General features: G+C 61.9%; 23 protein-coding genes. 7 read left to right on the top strand and 16 right to left on the bottom strand.

Annotated elements, in window-relative coordinates; genetic code table 11:
- The first annotated feature begins 11 nt into the window (after positions 1-11).
- From RS694_RS09945 to RS694_RS09920, 6 genes are all read left to right on the top strand, one after another.
- Entirely contained in the window at positions 12-857 is an 846-nt protein-coding gene (locus tag RS694_RS09945; RefSeq protein ID WP_029709579.1) for a 2OG-Fe(II) oxygenase family protein, read from the top strand.
- 259 nt (positions 858-1,116) lie between these two features.
- Positions 1,117-1,815, top strand: a complete 699-nt coding sequence (locus tag RS694_RS09940; RefSeq protein WP_029709580.1) for a dienelactone hydrolase family protein — start codon at positions 1,117-1,119, stop codon at positions 1,813-1,815.
- 8 nt (positions 1,816-1,823) lie between these two features.
- Positions 1,824-3,188 carry a glutathione-disulfide reductase gene (gorA, locus tag RS694_RS09935; protein WP_029709581.1) on the top strand — a complete coding sequence of 455 codons (1,365 nt, stop codon included), beginning with the start codon at positions 1,824-1,826 and terminating at the stop codon, positions 3,186-3,188.
- 29 nt (positions 3,189-3,217) lie between these two features.
- On the top strand, positions 3,218-4,450 hold the full coding sequence (locus RS694_RS09930) for a methyltransferase (RefSeq protein WP_051392138.1): 1,233 nt from the start codon (positions 3,218-3,220) through the stop codon (positions 4,448-4,450).
- Between the two features lie 56 nt (positions 4,451-4,506).
- Entirely contained in the window at positions 4,507-5,271 is a 765-nt protein-coding gene (locus RS694_RS09925; protein WP_081708726.1) for a substrate-binding periplasmic protein, read from the top strand.
- Between the two features lie 44 nt (positions 5,272-5,315).
- Positions 5,316-6,269 carry a histone deacetylase family protein gene (locus RS694_RS09920; protein WP_029709584.1) on the top strand — a complete coding sequence of 318 codons (954 nt, stop codon included), beginning with the start codon at positions 5,316-5,318 and terminating at the stop codon, positions 6,267-6,269.
- 12 nt (positions 6,270-6,281) lie between these two features.
- Here RS694_RS09920 and RS694_RS09915 read toward each other — a convergent pair whose 3' ends face one another.
- The 11 genes from RS694_RS09915 to RS694_RS09865 all read right to left on the bottom strand — a co-directional run bounded on the left by RS694_RS09915 (position 6,282) and on the right by RS694_RS09865 (position 17,314).
- Complete coding sequence (locus RS694_RS09915; protein WP_029709585.1) at positions 6,282-7,961, bottom strand: AMP-binding protein; 1,680 nt, start codon at positions 7,959-7,961, stop codon at positions 6,282-6,284.
- A gap of 153 nt (positions 7,962-8,114) precedes the next feature.
- Entirely contained in the window at positions 8,115-8,285 is a 171-nt protein-coding gene (locus RS694_RS20600) for a hypothetical protein (protein WP_169731134.1), read from the bottom strand.
- 124 nt (positions 8,286-8,409) lie between these two features.
- A complete protein-coding gene (locus RS694_RS09905) occupies positions 8,410-9,315 on the bottom strand; it encodes an SDR family oxidoreductase (RefSeq protein ID WP_029709586.1) in 906 nt (301 codons plus the stop codon).
- A gap of 27 nt (positions 9,316-9,342) precedes the next feature.
- Positions 9,343-9,840 carry a GNAT family N-acetyltransferase gene (locus tag RS694_RS09900; RefSeq protein ID WP_241464203.1) on the bottom strand — a complete coding sequence of 166 codons (498 nt, stop codon included), beginning with the start codon at positions 9,838-9,840 and terminating at the stop codon, positions 9,343-9,345.
- A complete protein-coding gene (locus RS694_RS09895; RefSeq protein ID WP_076069543.1) occupies positions 9,837-10,802 on the bottom strand; it encodes a glutathione S-transferase family protein in 966 nt (321 codons plus the stop codon). Before RS694_RS09895 ends, RS694_RS09900 begins: the two co-directional genes overlap by 4 nt.
- A 96-nt stretch (positions 10,803-10,898) precedes the next feature.
- Positions 10,899-12,638, bottom strand: coding sequence for an acyl-CoA dehydrogenase family protein (locus RS694_RS09890; protein ID WP_029707448.1), 1,740 nt, complete (start codon positions 12,636-12,638; stop codon positions 10,899-10,901).
- Between the two features lie 143 nt (positions 12,639-12,781).
- Positions 12,782-13,798 (bottom strand): NADP-dependent oxidoreductase, encoded by a 1,017-nt coding sequence (locus RS694_RS09885; RefSeq protein ID WP_029707449.1) that lies wholly within the window; start codon positions 13,796-13,798, stop codon positions 12,782-12,784.
- Positions 13,799-13,878: 80 nt separating this feature from the next.
- Positions 13,879-14,355: a PaaI family thioesterase gene (locus RS694_RS09880; protein ID WP_051391855.1), complete on the bottom strand. Its 477-nt coding sequence runs from the start codon at positions 14,353-14,355 to the stop codon at positions 13,879-13,881.
- Positions 14,348-15,172, bottom strand: coding sequence for an SDR family oxidoreductase (locus tag RS694_RS09875; protein WP_029707451.1), 825 nt, complete (start codon positions 15,170-15,172; stop codon positions 14,348-14,350). Before RS694_RS09875 ends, RS694_RS09880 begins: the two co-directional genes overlap by 8 nt.
- Before the next feature lie 79 nt (positions 15,173-15,251).
- Positions 15,252-15,482: a hypothetical protein gene (locus RS694_RS09870; RefSeq protein ID WP_029707452.1), complete on the bottom strand. Its 231-nt coding sequence runs from the start codon at positions 15,480-15,482 to the stop codon at positions 15,252-15,254.
- A complete protein-coding gene (locus tag RS694_RS09865) occupies positions 15,482-17,314 on the bottom strand; it encodes an acyl-CoA dehydrogenase (protein ID WP_029707453.1) in 1,833 nt (610 codons plus the stop codon). Before RS694_RS09865 ends, RS694_RS09870 begins: the two co-directional genes overlap by 1 nt.
- Positions 17,315-17,528: 214 nt before the next feature.
- On the opposite strand from RS694_RS09865, the gene RS694_RS09860 reads away from it, so the two are divergent.
- Positions 17,529-17,891 carry a BON domain-containing protein gene (locus tag RS694_RS09860; protein WP_029707454.1) on the top strand — a complete coding sequence of 121 codons (363 nt, stop codon included), beginning with the start codon at positions 17,529-17,531 and terminating at the stop codon, positions 17,889-17,891.
- Positions 17,892-17,921: 30 nt separating this feature from the next.
- Here the strand turns inward: RS694_RS09860 and RS694_RS09855 are convergent, their stop codons facing one another.
- The 5 genes from RS694_RS09855 to RS694_RS09835 form a co-directional block, all read right to left on the bottom strand.
- Positions 17,922-19,157, bottom strand: coding sequence for an MFS transporter (locus RS694_RS09855; protein WP_029707456.1), 1,236 nt, complete (start codon positions 19,155-19,157; stop codon positions 17,922-17,924).
- Positions 19,158-19,345: 188 nt separating this feature from the next.
- Positions 19,346-20,647, bottom strand: coding sequence for a cell envelope integrity protein CreD (gene creD, locus RS694_RS09850; protein WP_161631561.1), 1,302 nt, complete (start codon positions 20,645-20,647; stop codon positions 19,346-19,348).
- Between the two features lie 181 nt (positions 20,648-20,828).
- Entirely contained in the window at positions 20,829-22,004 is a 1,176-nt protein-coding gene (locus RS694_RS09845; RefSeq protein WP_029707459.1) for an acetyl-CoA C-acyltransferase, read from the bottom strand.
- Positions 22,005-22,026: 22 nt separating this feature from the next.
- Complete coding sequence (locus RS694_RS09840) at positions 22,027-23,520, bottom strand: M20 family peptidase (RefSeq protein WP_029707461.1); 1,494 nt, start codon at positions 23,518-23,520, stop codon at positions 22,027-22,029.
- 9 nt (positions 23,521-23,529) lie between these two features.
- Positions 23,530-25,629 (bottom strand): 3-hydroxyacyl-CoA dehydrogenase NAD-binding domain-containing protein, encoded by a 2,100-nt coding sequence (locus tag RS694_RS09835; protein ID WP_029707462.1) that lies wholly within the window; start codon positions 25,627-25,629, stop codon positions 23,530-23,532.
- Positions 25,630-26,001: the final 372 nt, after the last annotated feature.

Raw genomic sequence — 26,001 nt, 5'->3', positions numbered from 1 at the left:
GAGCAGCCGCTATGCATTTACCCGTCGTTGATTTCCAGAGCCCCACCGCCCCACAGGAGTTTTGCAAAAGCCTGCACGAAACCGGCTTTGGCGTGCTGAAAAACCATCCTCTGCAGCGTGACCTGGTGGAAGGTATTTATGACGAATGGCTGGCCTTCTTCAAGACCGAAGCCAAACACCAGTACCTGCAAGACCCGGTCAAATTTGACGGCTACTTTCCGCCCAATGTGTCGGAAACCGCCAAGAACAACACCAAGAAAGACCTCAAGGAGTTCTTCCACATCTACCCCTGGGGCCGTTACCCCACGGAGGTGTCTGACGCCGCGCGCCGCTACTACGTGCAGGGCAGCCAGCTTGCCGCCACACTCTTGAATTGGGTGGAGGACAACTCGCCGCCCGAGGTGAAAGCCCGCTACACCGAGCCCCTGCCCAAGATGATCGAGGGCTGTGACCAGACGCTTCTGCGCGTGCTGCACTACCCGCCGCTGCACGGTGACGAGGAAGCTGGCGCCGTGCGCGCCGCTGCGCATGAAGACATCAACCTGCTGACCATCCTGCCCGCTGCCACCGAGCCCGGCCTGCAGGTGCTGGGCAAAGACAAGTTCTGGTTTGACGTGCCGCGCGACTTCGGCCTACTGATCGTGAATATTGGCGACATGTTGCAGGAAGCCTCGGGCCACTACTACCCCAGCACCTCGCACCGCGTGCTCAACCCCACGGGAGAGGCAGCCACCAAGTCACGCATTTCGCTACCCCTGTTCCTGCACCCGCGCCGCGAGGTGGTGCTCTCTGAGCGTTACACCGTGGGCGCGTATTTCAATGAGCGCATGGAAGAGTTGAAGGGCGGAAAGAAGTAGCTCGCTTGCGCTGAACACCCGCAAATTGCTATCAATAAAATAGCTGCTTGCGCAAATTCCATAAGGGCTACAGGCACATTTGATGCATAAACTGCTGATTACCGCCGAAATTTGACCCATAGGGGGCGGTGCAAAACTTGGACCGGTTATGCCGCGATCCCAAGAATCGGCCGGTATTCCCGGGGACAAGTGCCCCCAATCCGCTCGTTGAAAAGGTCATTGCCGTAAACTGCGCCGACCATTTCACTGAGGACACAGCATGCCCGGCACCACCATTTCCATCCCTAGCCACGACGGCAAGGCGTTTGACGCTTATCTGTCCCTGCCCCCCACCGGTAAAGGCCCCGGCCTGGTGCTGATCCAGGAAATCTGGGGCGTGAATGCGCATATCCGCGCCGTCGCGGACCAGTACGCCATGGACGGCTACGTGGTGCTGGCGCCCGATGTGTTCTGGCGCCAGGAGCCCAAAACTGATCTGATCTACGACGAAGCGGGCACCCAAAAGGCCTACCAGTTGATGAACGGCCTGGATGGCCCGAACGCGGTGAAGGACCTGATGGCCACGGCCCAGGCCCTGCGCCAGCGTCCGGAAGTGACCGGCAAGGTCGGCGTGGCGGGCTTCTGCATGGGCGGGCGGCTGTCGTACCAACTGGCGGCAACCGGCGCGGTAGACACTGCGGTTTGCTACTACGGCGGTGGCATTCAAAACGCGCTGGATGTGGCACCCAAGATCCAGGTGCCCATCCTGTTCCACTACGGCGCGCTCGATGCCCACATTCCCGCCACCGCGGTGGACGCGGTCAAGGGCGCATTCGCCGGCCACTCCAACGCACAGTTCCACGTGTACGAAGGTGCAGACCACGGCTTTAACTGCTGGGGGCGCCCCATGTACAACCAGCGCGCAGCAGCCCTGGCGCGCGGGCGCACGCTGGAATGGCTCTCCAACCACATCAGTTAATCCCGCCCATGGCCCAATTTGATTTGATCGTTATCGGCGGTGGCTCGGGTGGCGTGCGCGCCGCCCGCATTGCGGCCAACCACGGCGCGCGCGTAGCGCTGGTTGAGGAATACCGGCTGGGCGGCACCTGCGTGATCCGCGGTTGCGTGCCCAAGAAGCTGATGGTCTATGCCTCGCGCTTCGCACAGGAGTTTGAAGAAGCGGCCGGTTTTGGCTGGACGGTGGATGCCCCGCGCTTCGACTGGGCCACGCTGAAGACCCGGCGCGACGCCGAAGTGGCCCGCCTGGAGGGCATCTACCGCAGCAACCTGCTGGCCTCCGGTGTGCAGATTTTTGAGGGGCGTGCCGTGCTGATGGATGCCAAAACGGTGCAACTGTCGAACGGCGAGCAGCATCAGGCTACTCATATTTTGATAGCTACTGGCGCAAAGCCGGCGCCGGGCCCAGCCATTTCCGGGAATGAACTGGCGATCGACTCCAACGGTTTCTTCGATTTACAAGCCCTGCCAGAACGTGTGGTGGTGCAAGGCGCGGGCTACATCGCGCTGGAACTGGCCTGTGTACTGCAACTGTTGGGCGCGCAGGTCACGGTGGTGGTGCGTGGTGAGCAGATTCTGCGTGGCTTTGACGATGAGATGCGCCAGCACCTGGCCGCTGAAATGGCGCACAGTGGCCTGGAGTTCCGCTTTGGCCGCGAAGTGCAGGCCATCAGCCGCAAGGATGGCGCACTGCAGGTGCAACTGGACAACGGCGACACCCTGCCTGCCGACTGCGTGCTGCGCGCGCTGGGCCGTGGGCCAAACACAAAAGGCCTTGGCCTGGAAGCATTGGGGATTGCACTGGACAAACACGGCGCCATTCCGGTCGATGCATTCAGCCAGACCACGGTGCCTGGCATTTACGCGGTGGGCGACGTGACCAACCGCGTCAACCTCACCCCCATGGCCATCCGCGAAGGCCATGCGTTTGCCGACACCGTATTTGGCAAGACACCACGCTCTGTGGACCATGCGCTGGTGCCCACGGCAGTATTCACCACGCCCGAAGCCGGTGTGGTGGGCCTCACCGAACAACAGGCGCTGGCGCAATATCCCCGTCTGGACGTGTACCGATCCACCTTTCGCCCGCTGAAGGCCACTCTCTCCGGGCATACCGGCAAGATGTTGCTCAAACTGCTGGTCGACCGTGACACCGACCGTGTGCTGGGTTTTCATGCCGTAGGCCCCGACACCGGTGAAATGGCGCAACTGGTAGGCGTGGCGCTGCAACTGCAAGCCACCAAAACCGCGTTGGACGCCACACTGGCCGTACACCCCACCGCTGCCGAAGAGCTGGTCACCATGCGCACGCCTGCCGTGCGCCACAACCTTTAGAAACCTGAAAACCAGAAGCTGATCTGCCGATGTCCACCACTCTCCCTAGCGTCGGCACCCTTCCCGTCACAAACACCCCAACGATCCACTGGACAGAGTCTGGCCAGGAGTGCGCTGCGCTTTGGCGCTCCGAACGCGGCGCTGCACCACCCAAAAAAGTGGTGCTGGCAGACGACACGATGACCGCGGACGATGCCTACCGCCTCGCCTGCGCGGGCACGGCGCTGCTGTGGCGCGGCGACTTTCACAATGCGCGCCAGTTGCTGCAGGCATTGGCGCGTCGCATCGACAAGACACCAGAGCGCAAGAAACGCAAGGCGGCTGGCGCCCCGGCGCCCGAAGTCTCGCCCGTTGATGCGTTCAACCAGCATCGCCAGGCCCAATCGCAACGCGCACGCATTCTGGCAACCGTGTTGCTGCCGTTTAACGCGGACTACAGCATCCCCCTGCGCCGCGCGCCGGACGCGCGCGAAGCCTGTGCCGAGGCGTGGGGCCCGGTGGTGGAGACCGATGGGAACAGCGTTGCTTCGTTGCGCGATCTGCTGGGCATGGTCAGCGCGCACGAGTGGCACAAAAAGGGCGTGGAGATATCGGTGCTGGGCAACGCACCCAACAACCGCATTTACCCCAGTTACGGCGTGTTCTCACCGGTGCGGGGTGAATACGTGGACTTGGTGGCCAAGGTGCCATTGCCGAAAACCGGACAGCTACCTCTCGTAGCCTTTGATATTGGCGTGGGCTCCGGCGTGCTGTCGGCGATGCTGGCACGCCGTGGCATCGCGCACGTCATAGCGACTGACCAGGACCCGCGCGCGCTGGCCTGCGCGAACGCCAATTTGCAACAACTTGGCGTTGCGGCCAGGGTGAAAGTATTGCAAGCTGACCTCTTTCCACCCGAGGCGTTTGGAAGAGCCTCCGTTATCGTCTGTAACCCGCCCTGGTTGCCCGCGCGGCCCAGCGCGCCGATTGAACACGCGGTGTACGACGAAGGCAGCCGCATGCTGCTGGGTTTCCTCAACGGGCTGGCTGCGCACCTGGTGCCGGGTGGCGAAGGCTGGCTGATCCTGTCGGACTTTGCGGAACATCTGGGTCTGCGTACCCGCACCGAGCTGCTCGCAGCCATTGAAGCAGCAGGCCTCACCGTGCTCGGCCGGCTGGACGCCAAGCCACAACACCCCAAAGCCATGGATGCCTCCGATCCATTGCACGCCGCGCGTGCTGCAGAGGTCACCTCGCTGTGGAGGCTGGGTATCCGCACATAGGTCGTACCGGCATTTTGCGATAGGTATTTCGCTGTTCTTGGGCATACACTGCGCCTATGTTGTGGACACGCCTGCTCCCACGGTTTATACGCATTGGCATGCTCCTGGCCAGCGCGGCGCCGCTGGTATTTGCACAACCCGGCACACCAGTGCGTGTAGGTATGGGCCTCTCCAAACCACCGTACATCCTCGAATCCGGCAAAGCCGGGCTGGAGGTGGAAATTGCCGAACAGGCTTTTGCCGCAGCCGGTTACCAAATGAATGGCCTGCAGTTTCCCCCCGCGCGGGCCCTGGCTATGCAACGCGCCGGCCAGCTCGATGCCCTTCTGGGGGTGGACGAAGGCATAGGCGGCAACAACTTCTTCTCCGCTCCCTACATCACGTACTACAACGTGGCCGTCACGCTGAGCAGCCGCAACATCCGGCTGAGAACCATTGAGGACTTGTCCAACTATTCCGTTGCCGCGTTCCAGAATGCCAGTGTGGTGCTGGGGGCAAGCTTCAAGGCCATGGCCGAACGCCATGCCGACTACAAGGAATACCCGCAGCAGATCATCCAGAACAACCTGTTATTCACCAGCCATGTGGACGTGGTCATAGGGGACCGCCTGATATTTCGCTACTTCAGCACCCAGCTCATTCCGAAAATTGATGGCAACCAGCCTGTCACCATCCACACCATTTTTCCACCCAACCCGCGCAAAGTCGTGTTTCGTGATGCTGAACTGCGTGACCGTTTCAACGCCGGACTCAGGTCCATCCAGGCTAACGGTGTTTACGACGCCATCCTGAAAAAATACGCCGGTATCTCCAAGCTCTGAATCCGGCAGCCGGACAGCACACGCGTTTCAATTTCTATTTCCGCATGCAGGCTTTCTACAGCGACCACTTTGTACTGCCCCTGCCTCCTGGGCACCGTTTTCCCATGGCCAAGTACCGCATGTTGCGCGACCAGTTGGCCCAGCACCTGCCCGCTATCCAACTGGCGCAGGCACCCGCGGCAACAGACGGTGAACTGGCCTTTGCCCACAGCCCGGCCTATATCCAGGCGATTGCAGACGGCACGGTTGATGCCAAGGTGATGCGCGAGATCGGTTTCCCGTGGAGCGAAGCCATGGCCGAACGGGCCCGCCGCTCCGTGGGTGCCACCATTGCCGCCGCCCGCGTAGCAATGCATGAAGGCATCGCCGCCAATCTGGCCGGTGGCACACACCACGCCTATGCCGACCGCGGTGGCGGCTTTTGTGTGTTCAACGATGTGGCCGTGACCGCACGGCTGATGCAGGCCGAATGGGGCCGTCAGACCAGCGCCCAAGGGCTGCGCCGCCCGCCGCTGCAGGTGGCCGTGGTGGATCTGGATGTGCACCAGGGCAATGGCACGGCGCACCTGTTCCAGAACGATGACAGCGTGTTCACGCTGTCGCTGCACGGTGACAAGAATTTCCCGTTTCGCAAGGAAGCCGGTGACTTGGACGTGGCACTGCCCGATGGCTGTGGGGACGCGGATTATCTGGCGGCGCTGGAGCAGGCCTTGCAGACGCTGGAGCAGCGGTTTACGCCAGGCCTGGTGATCTACCTCGCCGGTGCCGACCCGCACGAAGGCGACCGCCTGGGCCGCCTCAAGCTCACAGCCGACGGATTGGAGGCACGTGACCGGCGCGTCATGGACTGGTGTTTTACGCGCCGCATTCCGCTCGTGTTTGCCATGGCGGGCGGCTACGGCACCCGCGTGGAAGACACGGTGCAGGTGCAGTTGACGACCTACCGGGTGGCGCTGGAATACTGGCGGCGCTGGCAAGGCCCGCGCCGCCTCTCCTGATGCAGGTTCGGATCAGGCCCAGAGTACGGGGCCTTTGGCCTCGTACCAGCCGGGCAGACTGGCCTCGACCACGGCTTCGACGCGGCTGCGTTTGATCTTCATGGTGGGGGTCAGGCAGCCGTTTTCGATGCTCCAGGGCTCGGACGCCACCACAATCATGCGCAACTGCTCGTAGTCGGACAGTGTGGCGTTCACGCTGTGCAGCAGCTCGGTAAGCTGGGCCTGCACATCGGCACGCACCGCCGGATCAGAGAGCTTGGGGCGGATCGATTCGGCCAGCACCACCATGGCGTACGCCGAGGGCTGGCCCACGCCGGAAACCATGCTCAGCTCGATCAACGGGTTGGCATTGATCTTGTTCTCGATCGGTGCCGGGGCCACGTACTTGCCCTTGGCGGTCTTGAACAGCTCTTTCACGCGGCCGGTGATTTTCATCAGACCGCTGGGCGAGCGCTCGCCACGGTCACCGGTGCGGAAGAAGCCGTCGGCGGTGAATACTTCGGCGTCCAGGTCAGGGCGCTTGTAGTAGCCCACCATGGTGCCGGGCGACTTGATCTGGATTTCACCCTCTTCGCTGATGCGCACCTGCACGTTGGGCAGCGGCACCCCCACGCAACCAGGCGCGTTGGCCGCGGGCGTGGAGGCGTGTGAGTAGGCAAAGTCCTCGGTCATGCCGTAGCCTTCCAGCAGGTTCAGGCCGATGCTGCGGTACCACTCGATCAGTGCGGGCGGAATCGGCGCAGAGCCGCTGGACGCCAGGATGGCCTGGTCCAGGCCCAGGCCCTTGAGTACCTTGCGCCCCACGATGCGCCCCAAAATCGGGATGCGCAGCAGGCGCGCCAGTTTTTGCGGCGGCATCTTGGCAAACACGCCCTGCTGGAACTTGAGCCACAGGCGTGGTACCGAGATAAAGGTGTTGGGCCGTGCACGGTTCAGGTCGGCCAGGAAGGTGTCCAGCGACTCGGCAAAGAAGATGTGGGCCCGGCCATCGACCAGCGAGGCGCATTCCACCCAGGCGCGCTCATAGATGTGGGCCAGCGGCAGATAAGACAGCACCCGCACCGCCGTATCCTTCCCGAGATACAGCTTGAGGTAATCCACCATGCCCTGGCTGGCAGCGGTCATGCGCTCAAAGCTGTGCATCACGCCCTTGGGCTGACCGGTGGAGCCCGAGGTGTACATCAGGATGGCAATTTCGGTCGCACCACGGCGGGTCTGCTCGGCCAGAGGCGCCGTCTTGGCGGTAATGGCGTCCCAGGTGGTGTACGTGGTCTTGGGTGCAAGCGGGAAAGCAATACATGGCAGGCCGGTGGGCACGCCGCTGACTTGCTGCTCCCAAGTGTCCAACTTGCCGACAAACAGCAGGCTGGCGCCGCTGTGCTCCAGCACGTAACGGATGGTGTCTGCGGTTTCGGTGGGGAAGATGGCGACCGTGGTGCCGCCGGCCATCCAGATGGCCAGCTCGGCCATGATGAAATGGGCGCAGTTCTTGGACAGGATGGCAACCCGCGCGCCCTGCTCAAAGTTTTGCGCCTTCAGGTGCGCCGCCATACGCCGGGCCTGGTCGACTGTCTGGCCCCAGGTGTAATCGGCAACTTGCCCACCGCCCAGAGGCTGGGTCAGGTAGATGGTGTCGCGGTGGTTGATGGCGTGCTCATAGACAAAGTCCAGGGCGTTCTTGGGGGCTGTCATGCTGTCTCCTTTTGATTTATGCGTACATACTAAGAGATAAGCACCCGTGTCCCGTATTAAGCTTTGTCGTTTCGGGGACTTTGCGCCAAGCGCCCAAAAGAAAAGCCCTCCGTAGAGGGCTTTGCGCAGGGTGTGCGGCCGGGGCCGCAGCCATCAACCGCCTTTGGAAGGACGCTTGCCAGGGTTCTTCTTGCTGCGGGTGGAAACACCACGTTCCAGGCTCACGCGTTGGCCACGGCCGCCGGTGGGCAGGGTGAAACCAGGCTGGGGAGCAGGACGGGGAGTAGCTTTGCGATCAGCTTCGGTAACGATTTTGTTGCCCATGAGATTTTCCAGAAAGTAAAAAAACAACTTGTATTTTAGGCTACAGCGCGCCCCGCTTGCCGGAAGCATCATCGGGAGCGTCGCCAAGGCCTGTTTTCAGCAGTGCTGACGCCCTGCCGCAGGGCTACTGCGCGCGCAGGGCTTTCTTCAGTTCCACACCCAATTCCGGCTTTCCTGCAAACGGATCGGTCGGGTTGCGTGCCATCAGCACATCTTCCATACGCGTCTGCACCGAGCCAATCGCCTTGGGATGGCTGTAGATGTAGAACTGGTTGGCGGCAATGCTGTCAAATACCTTTTGCGCCACTTCGGCGGCGGTGATCTTGCCGCTGCCCACGGCCTTGTCGCTCATGGCCTGGCCGATCAGCTGGCTCTTGGTGGGCTTCTCGGCCTTGAACTCTTGCGGGCGGTTGCGGTGGCTCTGGCTGATGCCGGTGGGCACAAAGAACGGGCACAACACGCTGGCCGAAATCTGATCGGTCACCAGCGCCAAATCCTGGTACAGGGTCTCGCTCATGCTGACCACGGCATGTTTGCTCGCGCCGTAGATGCCCATATTGGGCGCGTTGAGCAAACCGGCCATGCTGGCGGTGTTGACGATGTGGCCCTGCCAGGATGGGTCTTTGGCGGCGGCCTCCAGCATCATGGGGGTGAACACACGAATACCGTGGGCCACGCCCATCAGGTTTACGCCAATCACCCACTCCCAGTCGGCTGCGCTGTTTTCCCAGATCAGGCCCCCTGCCCCCACGCCGGCGTTGTTAAAGACAAAATGCGGTGCGCCAAAACGCTTGAGCGTGGCGGCACCCAGCACTTCTACCTGGTCTGCCTTGGACACATCCACACGCATGCCCAGTACCTGCGCACCAGCGGCCTCCAACTCGGCCACGGCCTTGTCCAGCGCGTCCTGCTGCACGTCGGCCAGCACCAGGTTCATGCCCAGCTTGGCGCCAATGCGGGCGCACTCCAGGCCAAAGCCGGAACCGCCGCCGGTCAACACGGCAGTCTTGTTTTTGAAATCAGTAATCACGGGTGTCTCCTATAAAAATTCTGTCAGTCAGCTGGGCGCGCGCAGCATTTCGATGTGGTCTATGCCGTCTTCCACATAGGGCTTGTCGACATCGGCAAAGCCGTGGCGCTGGTAAAAGTCTTTGAGGTGGGCCTGCGCCCCAATGCGGATGGGCTGCGCGCCCCACTGCTGCTGCAGTGTGCGAATGGCCTCGGCCATCAGCACGTGGCCCAGGCCACCGCCGCGCGCGCTCTGGCGCGTGACCACACGGCCAATGCTGGCTTCGTCAAACGCAATGCCCGGCGGGAAGCAGCGCACATAGGCCACCAACTGCGGCACCCCGTTCACCACGCGCGTACCCAGCAAATGCATGGCCTGGCCGTCCAGCCCATCCATGTCCTGGAACACGCAGTTCTGCTCCACCACAAACACTTCGCTGCGCAAGCGCAGCAGTTCATACAACTGGTCACGGCTCAGCGCGTCAAACGGCAGCCATTGCCAGCGGATGGCTTCGACAGGCTCAGCCCGAACGGTGGTCATGCTCATGCAGGTTGGGCCGCTTTCAACACGTAGCCAATACGCGGGAAATGCACATGCACCGTGCCTGCGCGCTCGTCCACGCGCTTCAGGGTGTAGCGCGTACGCGTGGCCGCAACCAGCTCGCCCTCGGTGGGCTCCTGGCCAAAGGTTTCAGCGGCAATGGTCACGCTGCTGCCCAGCGGGATACCGTGTTCGTCCTGGAAGGTACCGTCAGAATCATGGCCAAATGGGGCCTCCAATTCCGATTTGGACCCCGTGGATGCTGCGCAAGCAGCTATTGCTTCTGTAGCGGACAGCTTCGTCGACTGGCCGTGGCCCAGCGCCGCCATGCGGTCCATCCAGCCCAGTACGGCGGGTGTGGCGTCCAGAATACCAGCCATCAGCGGCACGCGCACGCGGCTGAACCACAGCGGGTGGTAGGCGGCAAAGTCAGCCACGCAGGGCGTATTGCCCATCAGGAAATCCTGACCATCCAGCATGGTGGCTATGCGGCGCAGGTAGCTCTTGTAGGCGGCGGTGGCGTCACCCGGGCGCAGGCGTGTCATGCCGGTGGACATGGCGCCGCGGTCGGCGCCAAAGGCCTTGGCAGCCTCAGGGGGCGCACCTTCAAACATGGAGGCTGCGCCCTTGGGCTGCAGGTTGTAACCCATGGCGGCCCAGAACAGCGTGGTGTCGGCCCACTGCGCCAGCACGCGGGCCAGACCTTTGTTGGACTCGGGGTACAGCGTGGGTGCGGGCTGGATGTGCTCCAGCACATCGCAGATCAACGCGCTGTCGCAGTACACGTCGTTGCCGATCTGCATAAACGGGGTCTTGCGGTAACCGCCGGTCAGCGCCAGCACGTCGGGCTTGGGCATGATGGCCGGGATGATGACCGACTTCCAGGCCAGCTTTTTGTAGCCCAGCACCAGCCGGATTTTTTCGGAAAACGGCGAGGTGGGGTAGTGGTGAAGAATGATGTCGGCCATGGGGGTCTCCTGTTTTTAAAAGTACACACCGTTCGCCCTGAGCTTGTCGAAGGGTTCGCAAGGCTTCGACAGGCTCAGGGCGAACGGAGTAAGTATTTATCGTGGCATCGCGCGGGTGAGGATGGCATCAAAGTCCACCGCGGCACCCAGCGTGCCAAAGGTGTAACCCCAGTTGCCGCCCAGGCGCGAATCGCAGAACGCACCGAACACCGCCGTGGGCGCGCTCTGGTACAGGATGGCGGCCTGCACGGCCAGCGCCACGTCCTGCGCCAGGCGGCGTGCTTCCATTTCGGTCGCCATCAGTTCCACACGTGCGGGCAAGGCGGCAGCCAGCCGGTCCAGCGCAGCGTGTGCGCCTTTCGCGGGCGCCAGCTCTTTGGCCAGCGCAGCGGCTGCATCGCCCTTGCGCAGGGCACGCAGCAGGTCCAGCGCCATGATGTTGCCTGCCCCTTCCCAGATGGAGTTGAGCGGCATCTCGCGGTAAATGCGGGCCATGATGCCCTCGCCGCCCGCTTCCACATAGCCGTTGCCGCCCAGGCATTCCATCGCCTCTTGGGCAAATGCGCTGCCGCGCTTGCAGATCCAGAACTTGGCGATGGGCGTCAGCAAACGGCCCATGAGCTGTTCGTGCGCGTCATCCTTGCGGTCAAAAGAGCGTGCAAGCCGCATGGACAGTGCGGTGGCCGCTTCACTTTCCAGAGCAAGGTCGGCCAGCACATTGCGCATCAACGGCTGGTCGATCAGGCGCTTGCCAAAGGCTTCGCGCTGCGCCGCGTGGTTCATGGCGATGGACAGCGCCTGGCGCATCAGGCCGCTGGTGCCCAAGGCGCAGTCCAGCCGCGTCATCGTGCCCATCTCCAGTATCTGCGGCACGCCGCGGCCTTCGACGCCGACCAGCCATGCGGTTGCGCCCTGGAATTCGACTTCGGAGCTGGCGTTGGCCTTGTTGCCCAGCTTGTCCTTCAGACGCTGCACGCGGATCGTGTTCAAAGATCCATCGGGCAAGACGCGCGGGATGAAGAAGCACGACAAACCCGCCGCGCTTTGCGCCAACACTAGAAAGGCATCACACATCGGCGCCGAAAAAAACCATTTGTGGCCTACCAGCTTGAAGCGTTGGCCCCAGGCGTCTGTGCCGTCAGCAGTGGCCTGCGTGGTGTTGGCACGCAGATCGGAGCCGCCTTGCTTCTCCGTCATACCCATGCCCATCGTCAGGCCGCGCTTCTTGGAGAACAGTTTCAGTTCCGGGTCGTAGGCGCGTGCCGAGAGGCCTGGTGCCCAGTCCTTGAAGATCGCTTCGTTGCCGTGCAGCGCGGGCATTACCGCGTAGGTCATCGAGATGGGGCACAGGATGGAAGGCTCCATCTCGGTGAACATCGCGAAGCCTGCGGCGCGCCGAATGTGCGCCCCCACGCTCCCCGCTGCGCGTGGTTCGCTGCCCCCCGAGGGGGCCTTCGCGCCTTGGGACGGCCCAGCGGCGCTCATATGGCCGTGCTCCGCATCCATCCAAGGTGAACCATGCAAGCCGGATTCGGCGGCCAGGTTCATCAGCGCGTGGTAGCTGGGGTGAAATTCCACCTGGTCAATGCGGCGGCCAAAGCGGTCGTGCGCGTGTAACACCGGCGTGTAGACGTTGGCCAGGCGTGCATGGGTCTGGTACTCCGCCGTGCCCAGCTTCTCACCGAGAGCCGCCAGCGAAGCCGTGTCCAGATCCGGCGCGTTGAACTTCAGCGCGTCGCGCAGCGCCTGGTTGCCGGTGAAGACGTTGTAGTTCTCCAGCGGCTCCACCTGATTGGTGACGGCGTGGGTGGGGGGGTACAAAAGTTCAGTGCTCATGGCGCTTTCCCTTACTTTCAGTTGCCAAGACTTCGTTCGGACTGAGTCATCTTCCGTTCGCCCTGAGCTTGTCGAAGGGTTCGCGAGGCTTCGACAAGCTCAGCCCGAACGGAGGTGGTTGTGTGAACGGAGATGGGTATTCCTTAGATCAGCTTGACCAATTGCTTGCCAAAGTTCTTGCCCTTGAGCAGGCCCAGGAAGGCTTCTGGCGCAGCGGCAATACCTTGCGCAATGCTCTCGCGCGGTTTGAGCTTGCCGGTAGCAACTAGACCGCCTAACTCCTTGAGCGCCTCGGGCCAGATTTCCATGTGTTCGCTGACGATAAAACCTTCGACCTTCAGACGCTGCGTCAGGATCAGCGCGGGGTACGCCAGGGGCAATGGCAGGCCGTCGTAGCCGGCGATCATGCCGCAGACCGCGATGCGGCCAAACGCGTTCATGCGGGTCAACACGGCGTCCAGCACCATGCCCCCCACGTTCTCGAAATAGCCATCCACGCCGTTGGGGCAGGCTTCCTTGAGTGCCTTGGACAGCGAGGCCGCATCTTTATGCAGTTTGTAGTCGATGCAGGCGTCAAAGCCCAGCTCGTCTACCGCGTATTTGCATTTGTCCGGGCCACCGGCAATGCCCACCGTGCGGCAGCCGCGTGCCTTGCTGAGTGCTGCGAACGCACTCCCGACCGCGCCGGTGGCGGCGCTGATGACCATGGTCTGGCCCACTTGCGGCGCGATGATCTTCACAAGGCCATACCAGGCGGTCACGCCCGGCATGCCCACCGCGCCGAGGTAGTGGCTCAGCGGTATGTGGGTGGTGTCCACCTTGCGCAGCGCGCCGGGCTGGTTCGCGTCGACCACGCTGTACTCCTGCCAGCCGCCCATGCCGACGACAGTGTTGCCCACTTCGAATTTTGGATTTTTTGATTCAACGACTTCACCCACCGTACCGCCACCCATGGTCTGGCCCAGGGCTTGCGGTTGTGCGTAACTCTTGGCGTCGTTCATGCGGCCGCGCATGTACGGGTCCAGGCTCAGGTAGTGGTGGCGCACCAGAACCTGGCCGTCCTGCAACGCGGGCGTCTCGCTGCTGACCAGCTTGAAGTTGCTGGCAACGGCTTCGCCCACAGGGCGGTTGTCGAGGTGGATTTGCTGATTGGTAGGCATGGAAGTCTCCTGAAAATGCTATTGTTTTGCTAGCTGCTTGCGCAATCTGTATGAGGGCTGGGGGCCGATTTGGCTTGAAATCAGTCGGTGGAAATGGCCGCAGGCGGCGGATTCAGGTCGTTCGCCGTGCGCGCGCCGGTGGGCAGGCGTTTGACGAATTTGAAGGTGCCGGTGGCGTGGGCACACGCCCTGCCCTGCGCGTCATACACGGTGGACTGGGTAAACGCCATGGTGGCCGTGCGGTGCATCAACTGGCCCTTGGCCACGAGAACGCCCACGGCGGGCTGCATGAAACTGGTCTTCATCTCGATGGTGACCACTCCGGTCTCGGGTGCCTGGCTGCGTGCCGCCGTCGCCATGGACACATCCAGCAGCGTCATCAGCGCGCCGCCATGCGTCACGCTGAAGGAGTTCAGATGTTCCGGCTTGGGCGCAAACTGGATCTCGGACTGCCCGCCTTCGAACTTCAGCAGTTCGAAGCCGAGCAAGCTGACAAAAGGGATCTCGACGCCGAACCCTACGGCGCGCTCCCAATTGGATTCTTTGGAATCAGCCACCGGTTACGACAGAAACACCACCATCGACGGCGAGCCATTGACCGGTGATGTGTTTGCCCGCGTCCGACGCGTACAGCAGGCAGATGCCCTTCAGGTCTTCGTCATCGCCCAGGCGCTTGAGCGGTGCAGCCGCAGCCAGCTTGTCTTCGCCCATGGCCTTGAGCAGACCGTAGGTCATCTTGCTGGGGAAAAAGCCCGGGCAGATGGCGTTGACGGTGATGTTGTACTTGCCCCATTCGGCGCCCAGCGTGCGCGTGAAGTTGACCACGGCGCCCTTGGAGGTGTTGTAGGCGATGGTCATCATGCCTTCGGGATTGCCGTTCAAACCGGCAATCGAGGCCACGTTGATGATGCGGCCACCGTACTTTTGGCCCATCGCTTGCGCGCTCTGGAAGCGCGGAATCATGCTTTTCTTGGCAATGATCTGGCTCAGCAAAAAGTAGCCGCGCACGTTGAGGTTCATCACCTTGTCCCAGGCCTCGACGGGGTGGTCTTCGGCCGGGGCACCCCAGGAGGCACCCGCGTTGTTGACCAGAATGTCCACGTCGCCCATACGCTGCAGGGTCTCGTCGGCCAGACGGGTGATTTCGGCGTCTTTGGCGCAATCGGCGGCAATCCAGCGCGCGTCAATGCCAGCGGCCTGCAGCTCGGCACAGGCCTGTTCCAGGTCTTCGGCCTTGCGCGAGCTCAGCATGATCCTGGCGCCAGCTTCGCCCAGTGCATGGGCCATTTGCAAACCCAGGCCGCGCGAGCCGCCAGTGACCAGCGCGGTCTTGCCCTTGAGGTCAAACAGTTGTTGGATGGTGCGTGCGGTCATGGGGAACGTCTCCTGCGTATGGATATTGGATTTTTGGGAAAAGGAATGGAAGGACCGGCCCGTAGCGGCCTTGGTCGAGTCAGTGGTCTTCTTCGCGCAAGCGCGAGCGGATGTAGATCAGGACCACGCCAGCGGCCACGGCGAGGCCACCGATTTGGTAGAACAGGCTGGCGTCCTGGGCTTGTTGCTGGTCAATAAAGAGGCCCAGCACGATGGACAACAGGCCACCGTAAATCAGCACCCACACCATGCGCTCCAGGCGCACGAGGCGCAGATTGGTGGTACCGCTGTATTTTTTAAAAAAACTCATCAGAAGGCTCCTTCGGGAAATGACGCACAGGTCAGGTCCCGCGATTGCACCACAGACAGCCAGGCGCCGATTTTCGGCAGCTCGTAATGGAAGAAGAAACGCGCACAGCCCACATGGCCCTGGGTCGAGAGTTGCTCCTGCTTCGGATCATTGTCCAAGGCGCAGGCCGCTACATCCAGCCAGATCCAGGCCAGCACCGTGTGGCCAAAGGCCTGCAGGTACGGCACGGCATTGGCCAGTGCTTCGGTGGGCTGGCCGGTGGACCAGGCTTGCTGCGTGGCAGCGCCCACGTCCTGCAACGCACGCCCCAGTGACTTGGCGTGGGCCGCCAGCGCCGGGATGCCGCTGGTGCGGTGGATGGTGGCGGTCATGCGGTTGGCCAGCAAAGCCATGCCCTTTCCGTCTTCCATCAGCACCTTGCGGCCCAGCAGGTCCATCGCCTGGATGCCGTGTGTGCCTTCGTGGATCATGTTCAGGCGGTTGTCGCGCCAGTACTGCTCCACCGGAAAATCGCGCGTGTAGCCGTAGCCGCCGTGGACCTGGATCGCCAGCGAATTGGCCTCCAGGCACCACTCGCTGGGCCAGCTCTTGGCAATCGGTGTTAGCACTTCCAGCAACAGGCGCGCTTCTTCGGCCTCCGCACCGCCCGCCGTGTGGTGTTCATCCACCAGGCGCGCGCAATACAGCTCCAGCGCCAGTGCACCTTCTGAATACGACTTCTGTGCCAGCAGCATGCGTTTCACATCCGCGTGTTCGATGATGCGGCTTTGCGGGGCGGCAGCGTCTTTGCCGGAACCCGTGATCGGGCGGCCCTGCGGGCGGTTTTTCGCGTATTCCAACGACGCGTAGTAGCCCGCCATGCCCAACATCGTTGCCGCAATGCCTACGCCAATGCGCGCCTCGTTCATCATGTGGAACATGCAGGCCAAGCCCTTGCCGGGTTTGCCGACCAGATAGCCCACGGCGCCCGCCTGTCCTTCAACAGGAAATTTGCCTTCGCCAAAGTTCAGCAGCGTGTTGGTGGTGCCGCGCCAGCCCAGCTTGTGGTTCAGGCCCGCCAGCGCCACGTCGTTGCGCACGCCGGTCAGAGCGCCCTGGGTGTTGACCATTTTCTTGGGCACGATGAACAATGAGATACCACGAGTACCGGGCACCAGCTTGCCATCCGCATCGGGAATCTTGGCCAGCACCAAGTGAATGATGTTTTCGTTGATCTCATGCTCACCCGACGAGATCCACATCTTGTTGCCCTTGAGGCGGTAGCGCGGTCCCAGCGGGTCATTGGCAAAGTCAGCGCCGTCCGGCACCGCTTTGGTCGCCACATCCGACAGGCTGGAACCCGCTTGCGGCTCCGACAGGCACATGGTGCCCGACCAGCGGCCGGAAAACTCATTCTTTGCAAACACCTCTTTTTGCATGTCGGTGCCGTGCACCATCAGCAGGTTGGCGTTGCCCGTGGTCAGCATGCCGGTGCCAATGCTCACCGAGGCACAGGCGAAGAATGCGTTGGCCGCGGCCTCCACGCTATAGGGCAACTGCATGCCGCCCATCTCGTAATCTTGCGCTGCGCTCAACATGCCGGATTCGGCATAGGCCTTTTGTGCGTCGTGTGTGGCCTGCGGCAGGATCACCTTCTCGCCATCAAAGTGTGGCTCCTGGGTGTCCGCCAGACGGTTGAACGGCGCGTATTTCTCACGCGCAATGCGCTCGCAGGTTTCCAGCACCGCATCAAAGGTTTCACGGCTGTGGTCCGCAAAGCGCGCGCGCTCCGTCAGCGCGGTGGTGTCCAGCCAGTCGTTGAGCAAAAAATCGATAGTGGTGCGCAGGGTCATAGCACCATTGTTACGCAGCTTGACGCGATCCGGAATGGGGGTTGTCCGGTCGGCGACGCTGGAGAAAACGGGCTACCGAACATTTTTTTGGGCCCATCTGTGCGCCGGCACACGGACGCCTTCATGGCGCAGCGGCATCCTTGGGGTTCTGGTGCATGCCAAGTCCAACCATTCAGGTCTGGCATGTGATTTCAACCTTACCGAGAAAGCATTTATGTCTACTACCAAAACCTCCAGCAAATTCCTGCGCTCCGCATTGGCCATCTCCGCACTCATGGCGTTTGGCGCAGTCGCCCAAGCGGCAACCAATGAACCCATGACAACCAAAGTGGAAAAGGCCGAAGCCAAAGTGGAAAAAGCTGTGTCAGACAGCTGGATCACCACCAAGGTCAAGTCCGAGATCCTGGCCAATAGCGCGTCCAAAGCGTTCAAGGTCAGCGTCACCACCAAGAGCGGCGTGGTCGCCCTGAAGGGCAAGCTGCCCACGCAAGACGCCGTGGACCTGGTGAAGATGATCGCCGAGAAGGTCAAGGGCGTTCAGAGCGTTGACACCTCCGGTCTGGTGATCGCCGGTTAACTCCGGGCACAGGCCAGCGCGGCAGGCCGACTAATCGGGTCGGCCTGCCGCTTTGCGTACGCGCCACAGCAGCCAGAACGCAATGCACAGGTTCAGCAGGTTCCACGCAATGCCGTTGAGAAACGCCGCGTGGTAGCTGCCTGTCACGTCAAACACCCAACCCGATAACCAGCCGCCAAGTGCCATGCCCACCAGCGTGGCCATGATGACGGCACCTACCCTCGCACCCGCTTCCTGCGGCGCAAAGTGTTCACGGATGATGATCGCGTAGGACGGCACGATACCGCCCTGGAACAGGCCAAACATGGCCGACACCACATACAGCGGCACCAAGCCGTCGAAGGGCAAAAACAGCAACAGGGCCAGCCCTTGCAGCACCGAGCCCAGCAGCAAGGTGCGTATGCCACCGATACGGTCGCAAATAAAACCGGAAACCAGTCGACTCACAATGCCGCAGGCCAGCATCAAAGACAGCATTTCGGCGCCACGTGCGGCTCCAAAACCCAGGTCAGTGCAATACGCCACGATGTGCACCTGCGGCATGGACATGGCCACACAACACGCCACGCCGGCCACACACAGCAGCATTTGCGCGCGCGCCGGGCTCAAGCCAAAAGGACGGTTGCGGTCCACCACGGCCACGCCTGCATTCGCTGGGACGACAGACACCAGCGGCGGGCGCTGGCGCATCCACATGGACAGAATCAGCATGCCCAGCCCACACACCAGACCCAGCAGCACATAGGTGTGGCGCCAGCCAATCGTTTCCACGCCATGCTGCACGATGGGCGGCCACAGGGCGCCGGCGATGTAGTTGCCACTGGCGCAGATGGCCACCGCAATCCCACGGCGACGGTTCCACCACAGGGCGGTGTCGGCAATCAGCGGCGCGAAGGTGGACGAACTGCCGATCAGGCCCAGCAAGCCATGCGCCAGGCCAAAACTCCAGATGCTGCCCGAAAGACCGGCCCAGACAAAACCACCGCAGACGGCCAGCGCACCGATCCACAACACGGGTGTCAAACCATGGCGGTCCGCCAGGCGCCCGGTCCACAAGCCGCCAATGCCCAGACACACCATCATCAGCGTGTACGGCAGCGCCGCGTCGGCCCGGCCCACGCCAAACTCGGCCTGCACCGTGGGCAGTACCACCGACACCACGTACATGCTGCTGTTGCCCAGCACCACCAGGCCCAGCGTGACCAGCAGGCGCCAGGCCGCGTGGCGGGAATCAATAAGCGAAGGGTCGGCAGGTGTGTTTGTCATTTTTATAGGTAAAAAGGCCGCGCAGCCCTTTCAGGATATGCGCGACCAGCTACTAATTTTGTAGCGTTTTGCGAAGATCTAAGGCACTTCAAACACGCTGGCAGCGCCCAATATACAGGCTCAGCATGGCGTTCCCGGTGCCACAGTGTTTGCCTTCGAGCCGGGCGCTACCAGCAATGTGTGCCCCACTAGGTGGCTTGTGCGTACCAGTCCACTTTGCGTGTGCCCAACATGACCGCAGCCAACAGCAGGAACATCAGCACCGAGCCCAGCAGAAGCGCGTTTTGCTCTGACTGCAAGATGCCGAACAACGCCGCGTAGAGCGTGCCCATGGCCGCGCTGAAGCCGACTGCACGCGCAGCACCACGCAGCACAGACGCCAGATACATACCCACTAGGACCACCGATGCGGTAGCCGACACGCCGTAGGCCACGGCAAAAGCCATGTGCTCCGACAAGCTGGTCAGCAGCAAAAAGAACACCGCCTGCGCCAGACCGACCAGCAGGTATTGAATGGGGTGGATGCGCAGATTTTTGAGCTGCTCGAATACAAAGAACGCGGCAAAACTCAGCACAATGAAGAGGAAGCCGTACTTCACCGAGCGCGTGGCTTGCTGGTACACGTCCACCGGCTCGATCAGGCGCACCTGAAAACCCTGCTCTGCCGCGCGGCCATTGGAAGCCAGTGCCGTGGTGGCCCATTGCGCGTTGAAGCCCGAGTCCTGCACAACGCGGCTGCGTGGCAGAAAGTCGCCGCTGAAGCTGGGGTGCGGCCAGTTGCTGCTGATATCAGCGGTGACGGTTTCGCCCATGGGAACAAAGCCGAACTCACTGGTGCCCACTAGGCGCACCACCACCGTGAATGGCACCGTCTTGGCGCTGCCATCCAGCCGCAGCGCATGGGCCACGCTGTGAAAGCCGGAGCCTGCGTCCTTGTCTCCGCTGCCCGCCTCCACTGCCAGCGCGGTACCGGCCACGGTCACCAGCGGCACGCTGGCAATGCCCCGCGTGTCCCCTACTCCCACATTCAGAACCGGCGCCATCCATGTGAGCCGGGCGTTGGGCCCTGGGGCGGGCAGGTCCCGGGCGGTTGGGGTCACGTAGTGGCCACTGAGTGTGGCGTTGAGTTCAAACACCGGTGTGCTGAACAGGCCCAGCTTGCGCTGCTCCACCACCATGCGGCCCTTGAGGTCCAGCGCTGTGGCTTGCACTTGCAGGGTGTGTGTGCGGGTTTTGCGCGCGGTGCCTGGCACGCTACCAGCCTTGGACCAACCGGCGGTGGGTTCGTCATATTCTTCCTGCACGGCAATGGTCAGCACCGGCCCCCAGAGCCGCTGTTCGCCGGCGGAACTGGCGGCTATGGTGTGTATGGCTTCCTGGCGGTAGCCAGTGCGTTCCTGGATGGTGTTTTCAATCATCAGTAGCGGCACCCAGAGCACCAAGCCCAACATCACCACCGCGAGGCATTTCAAAAACAATGAATTTTTCACTAGGGCTCCTGTTGTTTGCATGAACCCGCAGTGTCTGCAGCATGAGCGAAGTGAATGTGATGGCACCGTGCGCTGGCCGTGAAGCCTGTGTGAATGCGTGGGACTGGCGCCGCATTGCGCGCACCATAAAAAAAGGCCACCGTCTCCGGTGGCCTTTTGCCTAGCAAATGCCGAAGCCGCTTTACAGCACTTCAAACACGCCGGCAGCACCCATGCCACCACCGATACACATGGTCACGCATACCTTCTTGGCGCCGCGGCGTTTGCCTTCGATCAGGGCGTGGCCGGTCAGGCGCTGGCCGCTCATGCCGAAGGGGTGGCCCACAGCGATGGCGCCACCGTTGACGTTGAGCTTGTCCGCGGGGATGCCCAGCTTGTCGCGGCAGTAGATCACCTGCACGGCAAAGGCTTCGTTCAGTTCCCACAGGTCGATGTCGCTCATCTTCAGGCCCAGGCGCTTGAGCACCTTGGGGATGGCAAACACCGGGCCAATGCCCATTTCGTCAGGTTCGCAACCGGCGACCGCAAAGCCCAGGAAACGGCCCAGGGGTTTGAGACCCTTTTGTTCGGCAATCTTCTCGTGCATCACGACCACGGCACCGCTGCCATCGGACAACTGGCTGGCGTTACCGGCCGACACCAGGCCACCTGGCAAGGCCGAGCGCAGACCGCTGATGCCGTCTTTGGTCGTTCCCGCGCGGATGCCTTCGTCGTCGCTGACGGTGACTTGTTTGGTGGACATGCCCATGACCTTGTCGGCCACGCCCATGGTCACGGTAATGGGGGCGATTTCGTCCTTGAACAGGCCTTTTTCCAGACCGGCTGCGGCGCGCTGCTGGCTGGCCGCACCGTACTCGTCCATGGCATCACGGCTGATGTTGTAGCGCTTGGCCACTTGTTCAGCGGTTTGCAGCATGGCCCAGTAGATTTCGGGCTTGTTCTTTTCGAGCCACGGGTCGCTCAGCATGTGTTTGTTCATTTCCTGCGCAGTGCAGGAAACGGCTTCCACACCACCGGCTACATAGATGTCGCCTTCGTTGGAAATGATGCGTTGCGCGGCGGTGGCAATGGTTTGCAGACCCGACGAGCAAAAGCGGTTGATGGTCATGCCGGACACGGTGACCGGGCAGCCAGCGCGCAGTGCGATCTGGCGCGCGATGTTGGCGCCGGTGGCACCTTCGGGTGTGGCGCAACCCATGAGGACGTCGTCCACCTCCCCGGCTTCAATGCCAGCGCGCTTGATGGCGTGTTCCACCACATGGCCGCCCATGGTGGCGCCGTGGGTCATGTTGAAAGCGCCCTTCCAGGCTTTGGTCAGGGGGGTACGGGCGGTAGAAACGATTACGGCTGCGGTCATGGTTTATCTCTCCAAAATAAGTTCAAGGTTGAGGCGCCTTGGCGCCCTCGGTCACAAGGCGGTGGTAGAAGCGAACCAGTTCGACCAGATTGCTCGAAGCAATGCGTTCGTTGGTGCCGTGGAAACGGGTCAGATCTTCCGGCTTGGCGCGCACGGGAGAGAACTTGAAGATGTGGTCGCTGATCTCGCCGTAGTGGATGGAGTCGGTGGCCGCCAACATCAGGCCGGGCGTCACCACCGTGCCGGGAAACACTTCGCGCACCGTGCGGTTGAGCAACTGGTATTGCGCGGAGTCCGTCGGCGCCACCTTGGAGGCATCCACCGCACCCGGCAGGGCAAACAGCTCGAACTTGTCGCTCTTGGTGGCATCGGCCACCAAAGCGCGGGTGCGCTCCATCACCTGCTCCTTGGTGTCACCGGGCAACAGGCGGAAGTTGACCGTGGCTTCGGCGACGCCTGGCAGTACGTTTTCCTTGTTGCCCGCGTTGACGATGGTCAGCGAGGTGGTGGTACGCAGCATGGCATTGGTGCTGGCACCGGCCTCCAACTGCTTTTGCACCACAGGGCCGAACAGCCACAGGTTGGACAGGGCCACGCGCGAGAAGCCATTCATTTCAGGCGCCAGCGTGTCAAACATTTCGCCCGCCACACCACGGATGCCGCCGGGCAGTTGCTCGTCGTCTACGCGCTTGAGGGCCGCACTCATCATGGCGATGGCACTGGTGCCCTTGGGCGGTGGCATGGACGAGTGGCCGGGCGTGGCGGCCATCTTCAGCACCACAGACAAATACCCCTTCTCAGCCACACCAATGATGGCCGCGGGCTTGCTCAGTCCGGGCAACATGCCTTCGGTGATCAACATGCCCTCGTCAATCACAAAGTCCAGCTTGACCTTGCGATTCTTGAGCAAGGCCGCGATCTTGGCCGCGCCCCGCAAACCGCTGACCTCTTCGTCCGCACCATAGGCCAGATAAACCGTGCGCTCGGGTTTGTAACCGCTGGCGACCAGCATCTCGACCGCCTCCAGCTGGGCAATCACATTGCCCTTGTCATCCCAGGCACCACGGCCCCAGACAAAACCGTCTTTGACCGCACCAGAGAATGGCTCGACCGCCCAGTCTTTTTCGGTACCCGGAGCAACTGGCACCACGTCCATGTGGGCCATCAGCATGATGGGTTGGGCTTTGGGGTTGCTACCCTCCCAGGTGTAGAGCAGACTCAGGTCGCCCACCGTCTCGCGCTTGAGGGCCGCGTGCAGCTTGGGAAAGCGCGCTTGCAGCATGGCATGCAAGGCCTTGAACTGGTCTGCGCTCAGATTGGCGTCGTCGCGCGACGAGATGGTGCGCAAGCGCACCGCCTCCCCCAGACGGGCGGCCACGCCAGCTTCGTCCACCGCCAATGGGGCAATCGGGGGGACGTCGATTTGGCGGGAACCCTTGCGCAGCGTATTGACCGCCACCGCGGCCACCAGCAGCACCACAATGGCCAGCAAACCCAGAAAGAGTTTCTTGATCATGGGGCGCGCTTAGTTGAAGCTCTTGCCTTCAGCAGCCAGCTTGGCCAACAGCGGTGCGGGCTTCCAGAAATTGGCGTCGTCCAGCGGATTTTGCGCAAAGCGGTTCATAGCTTGCACCACGTTGAACAGACCAACCTGATCGGCGTAGTTCATCGGGCCACCGCGGTAGGGAGGGAAGCCGTAGCCGAAGATATAAACGATGTCGATATCGCTGGCCTTGTTGGCAATGCCTTCTTCGAGGATGTGCGCGGCTTCGTTGACCAGCGCGAACACCAGGCGCTGCACGATTTCTTCGTCAGAAATCTTGCGCGGCACGATGCCCTTGGACGCGCGGTAGTCTTCAATCATCTTGACCACTTCGGCGTTCGGAATTGCGTCGCGCTTGCCGGGCAGGTAGTCGTACCAGCCTGCGCCAGTCTTTTGGCCAAAGCGGCCCTTCTCACACAACAAGTCCGCGGTCTTGCTGTACTTCATGTCAGGCTTCTCGGTGTAGCGGCGCTTGCGGATCGCCCAACCAATGTCGTTGCCAGCCAAATCGCCCATGCGGAACGGGCCCATGGCCATACCGAACTTTTCCATGGCCTTGTCGACCTGCTCGGGTGTCGCGCCTTCGTCCAGCAGGAATCCACCCTGGCGGCCGTACTGTTCGATCATGCGGTTGCCGATAAAGCCGTCGCACACGCCGGAGACCACGGCTGTCTTCCTGATCTTCTTGGCAACCGTCATCACGGTGGCCATCACGTCTTTGGCGGTCTTGGCGCCACGCACCACTTCCAGCAGCTTCATCACGTTGGCGGGGCTGAAGAAGTGCAGGCCCACGACATCTTCGGGGCGCTTGGTGAAGGAGGCAATTTTGTCCACGTCCAGGGTGGAGGTGTTGGAGGCCAGGATGGCACCGGGCTTCATCACGCGGTCCAGTTCCTTGAACACGGCTTCCTTGACGCCGATTTCCTCGAACACGGCTTCAATCACCATGTCGGCACCGGTCAGGTCGTCATAGCTCAGCGTAGTGGTCAGCAGGCTCATGCGCTGCTCGTATTTGTCCTGCTTGAGCTTCTTCTTGGCCACCTGGGCTTCGTAGTTCTTGCGGATGGTGGCAATGCCACGGTCCAGCGCTTCCTGCTTCATTTCCAGCATCTTGACGGGGATACCTGCGTTCAGGAAGTTCATCGCAATGCCACCGCCCATGGTGCCAGCGCCGATAACTGCTATGGAGTTGATAGCACGTTGCGCCGTGTCTGCGGGCACATCCGGGATTTTTGATGCTGCACGCTCGGCGAGGAACAGGTGACGCAGCGACTTGCATTCGGGAGTCCACATCAGGTTGATGAAGATCTCGCGCTCGACCGCCATGCCGTCGTCAAACTTCTTCTTGGTAGCAGCTTCCACCGCGTCAATGCACTTCAGTGGCGCGGGGTAGTTCTTGGACATGGCGCCAACCATGTTGCGCACAAAGGCAAAGTAGGCGTCGCCCTGAGGATGTTTGCACTTGAGGTCGCGCACACGTGGCAAGGGGCGCACGTCGGCCACGGAGCGGGCAAAGGCCAGCGCTTCTTCGGCCAGTGATTCCGCAGACTTGGCCAGCTTGTCGAACAGCTTCTGGCCGGGCAGCATGGCCAGCATTTCGCTTTGGATCGCTTCGCCGCTAACGATCATGTTCAGTGCCGCTTCCACGCCCAGCACGCGAGGCAGACGTTGTGTACCACCTGCGCCGGGCAGCAGGCCGAGCTTGACCTCAGGCAGGGCCACGCTGGTGCCGGGGGCCGCAATACGGTAGTGACAACCCAGGGCCAGTTCCAGACCACCGCCCATGGCGACCGTGTGGATAGCGCCAATGACGGGCTTGGTGGAGTTGTCCAGCACGCCGATCACGCTGATCAGGTTGGGCTCTTGCAGGGCTTTGGGAGAACCGAATTCCTTGATGTCCGCACCACCCGAAAACGCCTTGCCGGCACCGGTGATAACAATGGCCTTCACAGCCGCGTCAGCATTGGCCTTGGCCATGCCGTCGGCTATTGCCTGCCGGGTAGACAGACCCAGGCCGTTGACGGGCGGGTTGTCCAGCGTGATAACGGCGACATCGCCATGGACTTGGTAGTGAGCGGTCATGCGGAGTTCCTCAAAATTGAAAATAGAACGATCGTTCTTTTTTGTACATTGTATTGGCTAATGGTGAATCAAAAATGTCGGTTGTCACAGGTGGGACTCATTCTTTTCACTCCCCTATCGCCAGCGTAAGGTTGTCTCAGGTGCAGGCGGGCTATACGTTTTGCTCCGTGCCCCCCGGGCTTTCGGCCCTCCTCCTTTACTGCGCAAAACGCATAGCCCACCCGCCCCCAAAGTGGCATGGCTTGTACGCCGCAGGCAACTACCCTTCGAGCGGCTGGTGTGGGGTGTGGGTTTTGCGTAGGTCAAGGAGGAGCTCGCAAAGCGGGCGGGGGACACGGAGCAAAACGCATACCCCGCGACAGCCGCGGGCGA

It is taken from the genome of Rhodoferax saidenbachensis, assembly GCF_001955715.1.
Classification (GTDB): Bacteria; Pseudomonadota; Gammaproteobacteria; order Burkholderiales; family Burkholderiaceae_C; genus Allorhodoferax; species Allorhodoferax saidenbachensis.
This window is presented reverse-complemented; position numbering and strand designations above follow the sequence as displayed.

Coding starts and splice junctions, on each gene's coding strand:
- RS694_RS09870 (WP_029707452.1), bottom strand. CDS start 15,482: ATGAGTTTTTTTAAAAAATACAGCGGTACCACCAATCTGCGCCTCGTG.
- RS694_RS09840 (WP_029707461.1), bottom strand. CDS start 23,520: ATGATCAAGAAACTCTTTCTGGGTTTGCTGGCCATTGTGGTGCTGCTG.
- RS694_RS09855 (WP_029707456.1), bottom strand. CDS start 19,157: ATGACAAACACACCTGCCGACCCTTCGCTTATTGATTCCCGCCACGCG.
- RS694_RS09845 (WP_029707459.1), bottom strand. CDS start 22,004: ATGACCGCAGCCGTAATCGTTTCTACCGCCCGTACCCCCCTGACCAAA.
- RS694_RS09900 (WP_241464203.1), bottom strand. CDS start 9,840: ATGAGCATGACCACCGTTCGGGCTGAGCCTGTCGAAGCCATCCGCTGG.
- RS694_RS09885 (WP_029707449.1), bottom strand. CDS start 13,798: ATGCCTACCAATCAGCAAATCCACCTCGACAACCGCCCTGTGGGCGAA.
- RS694_RS09940 (WP_029709580.1), top strand. CDS start 1,117: ATGCCCGGCACCACCATTTCCATCCCTAGCCACGACGGCAAGGCGTTT.
- RS694_RS09930 (WP_051392138.1), top strand. CDS start 3,218: ATGTCCACCACTCTCCCTAGCGTCGGCACCCTTCCCGTCACAAACACC.
- RS694_RS09895 (WP_076069543.1), bottom strand. CDS start 10,802: ATGGCCGACATCATTCTTCACCACTACCCCACCTCGCCGTTTTCCGAA.
- RS694_RS09945 (WP_029709579.1), top strand. CDS start 12: ATGCATTTACCCGTCGTTGATTTCCAGAGCCCCACCGCCCCACAGGAG.
- RS694_RS09920 (WP_029709584.1), top strand. CDS start 5,316: ATGCAGGCTTTCTACAGCGACCACTTTGTACTGCCCCTGCCTCCTGGG.
- RS694_RS09875 (WP_029707451.1), bottom strand. CDS start 15,172: ATGACCGCACGCACCATCCAACAACTGTTTGACCTCAAGGGCAAGACC.
- RS694_RS09835 (WP_029707462.1), bottom strand. CDS start 25,629: ATGACCGCTCACTACCAAGTCCATGGCGATGTCGCCGTTATCACGCTG.
- RS694_RS09925 (WP_081708726.1), top strand. CDS start 4,507: ATGTTGTGGACACGCCTGCTCCCACGGTTTATACGCATTGGCATGCTC.
- RS694_RS09865 (WP_029707453.1), bottom strand. CDS start 17,314: ATGACCCTGCGCACCACTATCGATTTTTTGCTCAACGACTGGCTGGAC.
- RS694_RS09860 (WP_029707454.1), top strand. CDS start 17,529: ATGTCTACTACCAAAACCTCCAGCAAATTCCTGCGCTCCGCATTGGCC.
- RS694_RS09915 (WP_029709585.1), bottom strand. CDS start 7,961: ATGACAGCCCCCAAGAACGCCCTGGACTTTGTCTATGAGCACGCCATC.
- RS694_RS20600 (WP_169731134.1), bottom strand. CDS start 8,285: ATGGGCAACAAAATCGTTACCGAAGCTGATCGCAAAGCTACTCCCCGT.
- RS694_RS09890 (WP_029707448.1), bottom strand. CDS start 12,638: ATGAGCACTGAACTTTTGTACCCCCCCACCCACGCCGTCACCAATCAG.
- gorA (WP_029709581.1), top strand. CDS start 1,824: ATGGCCCAATTTGATTTGATCGTTATCGGCGGTGGCTCGGGTGGCGTG.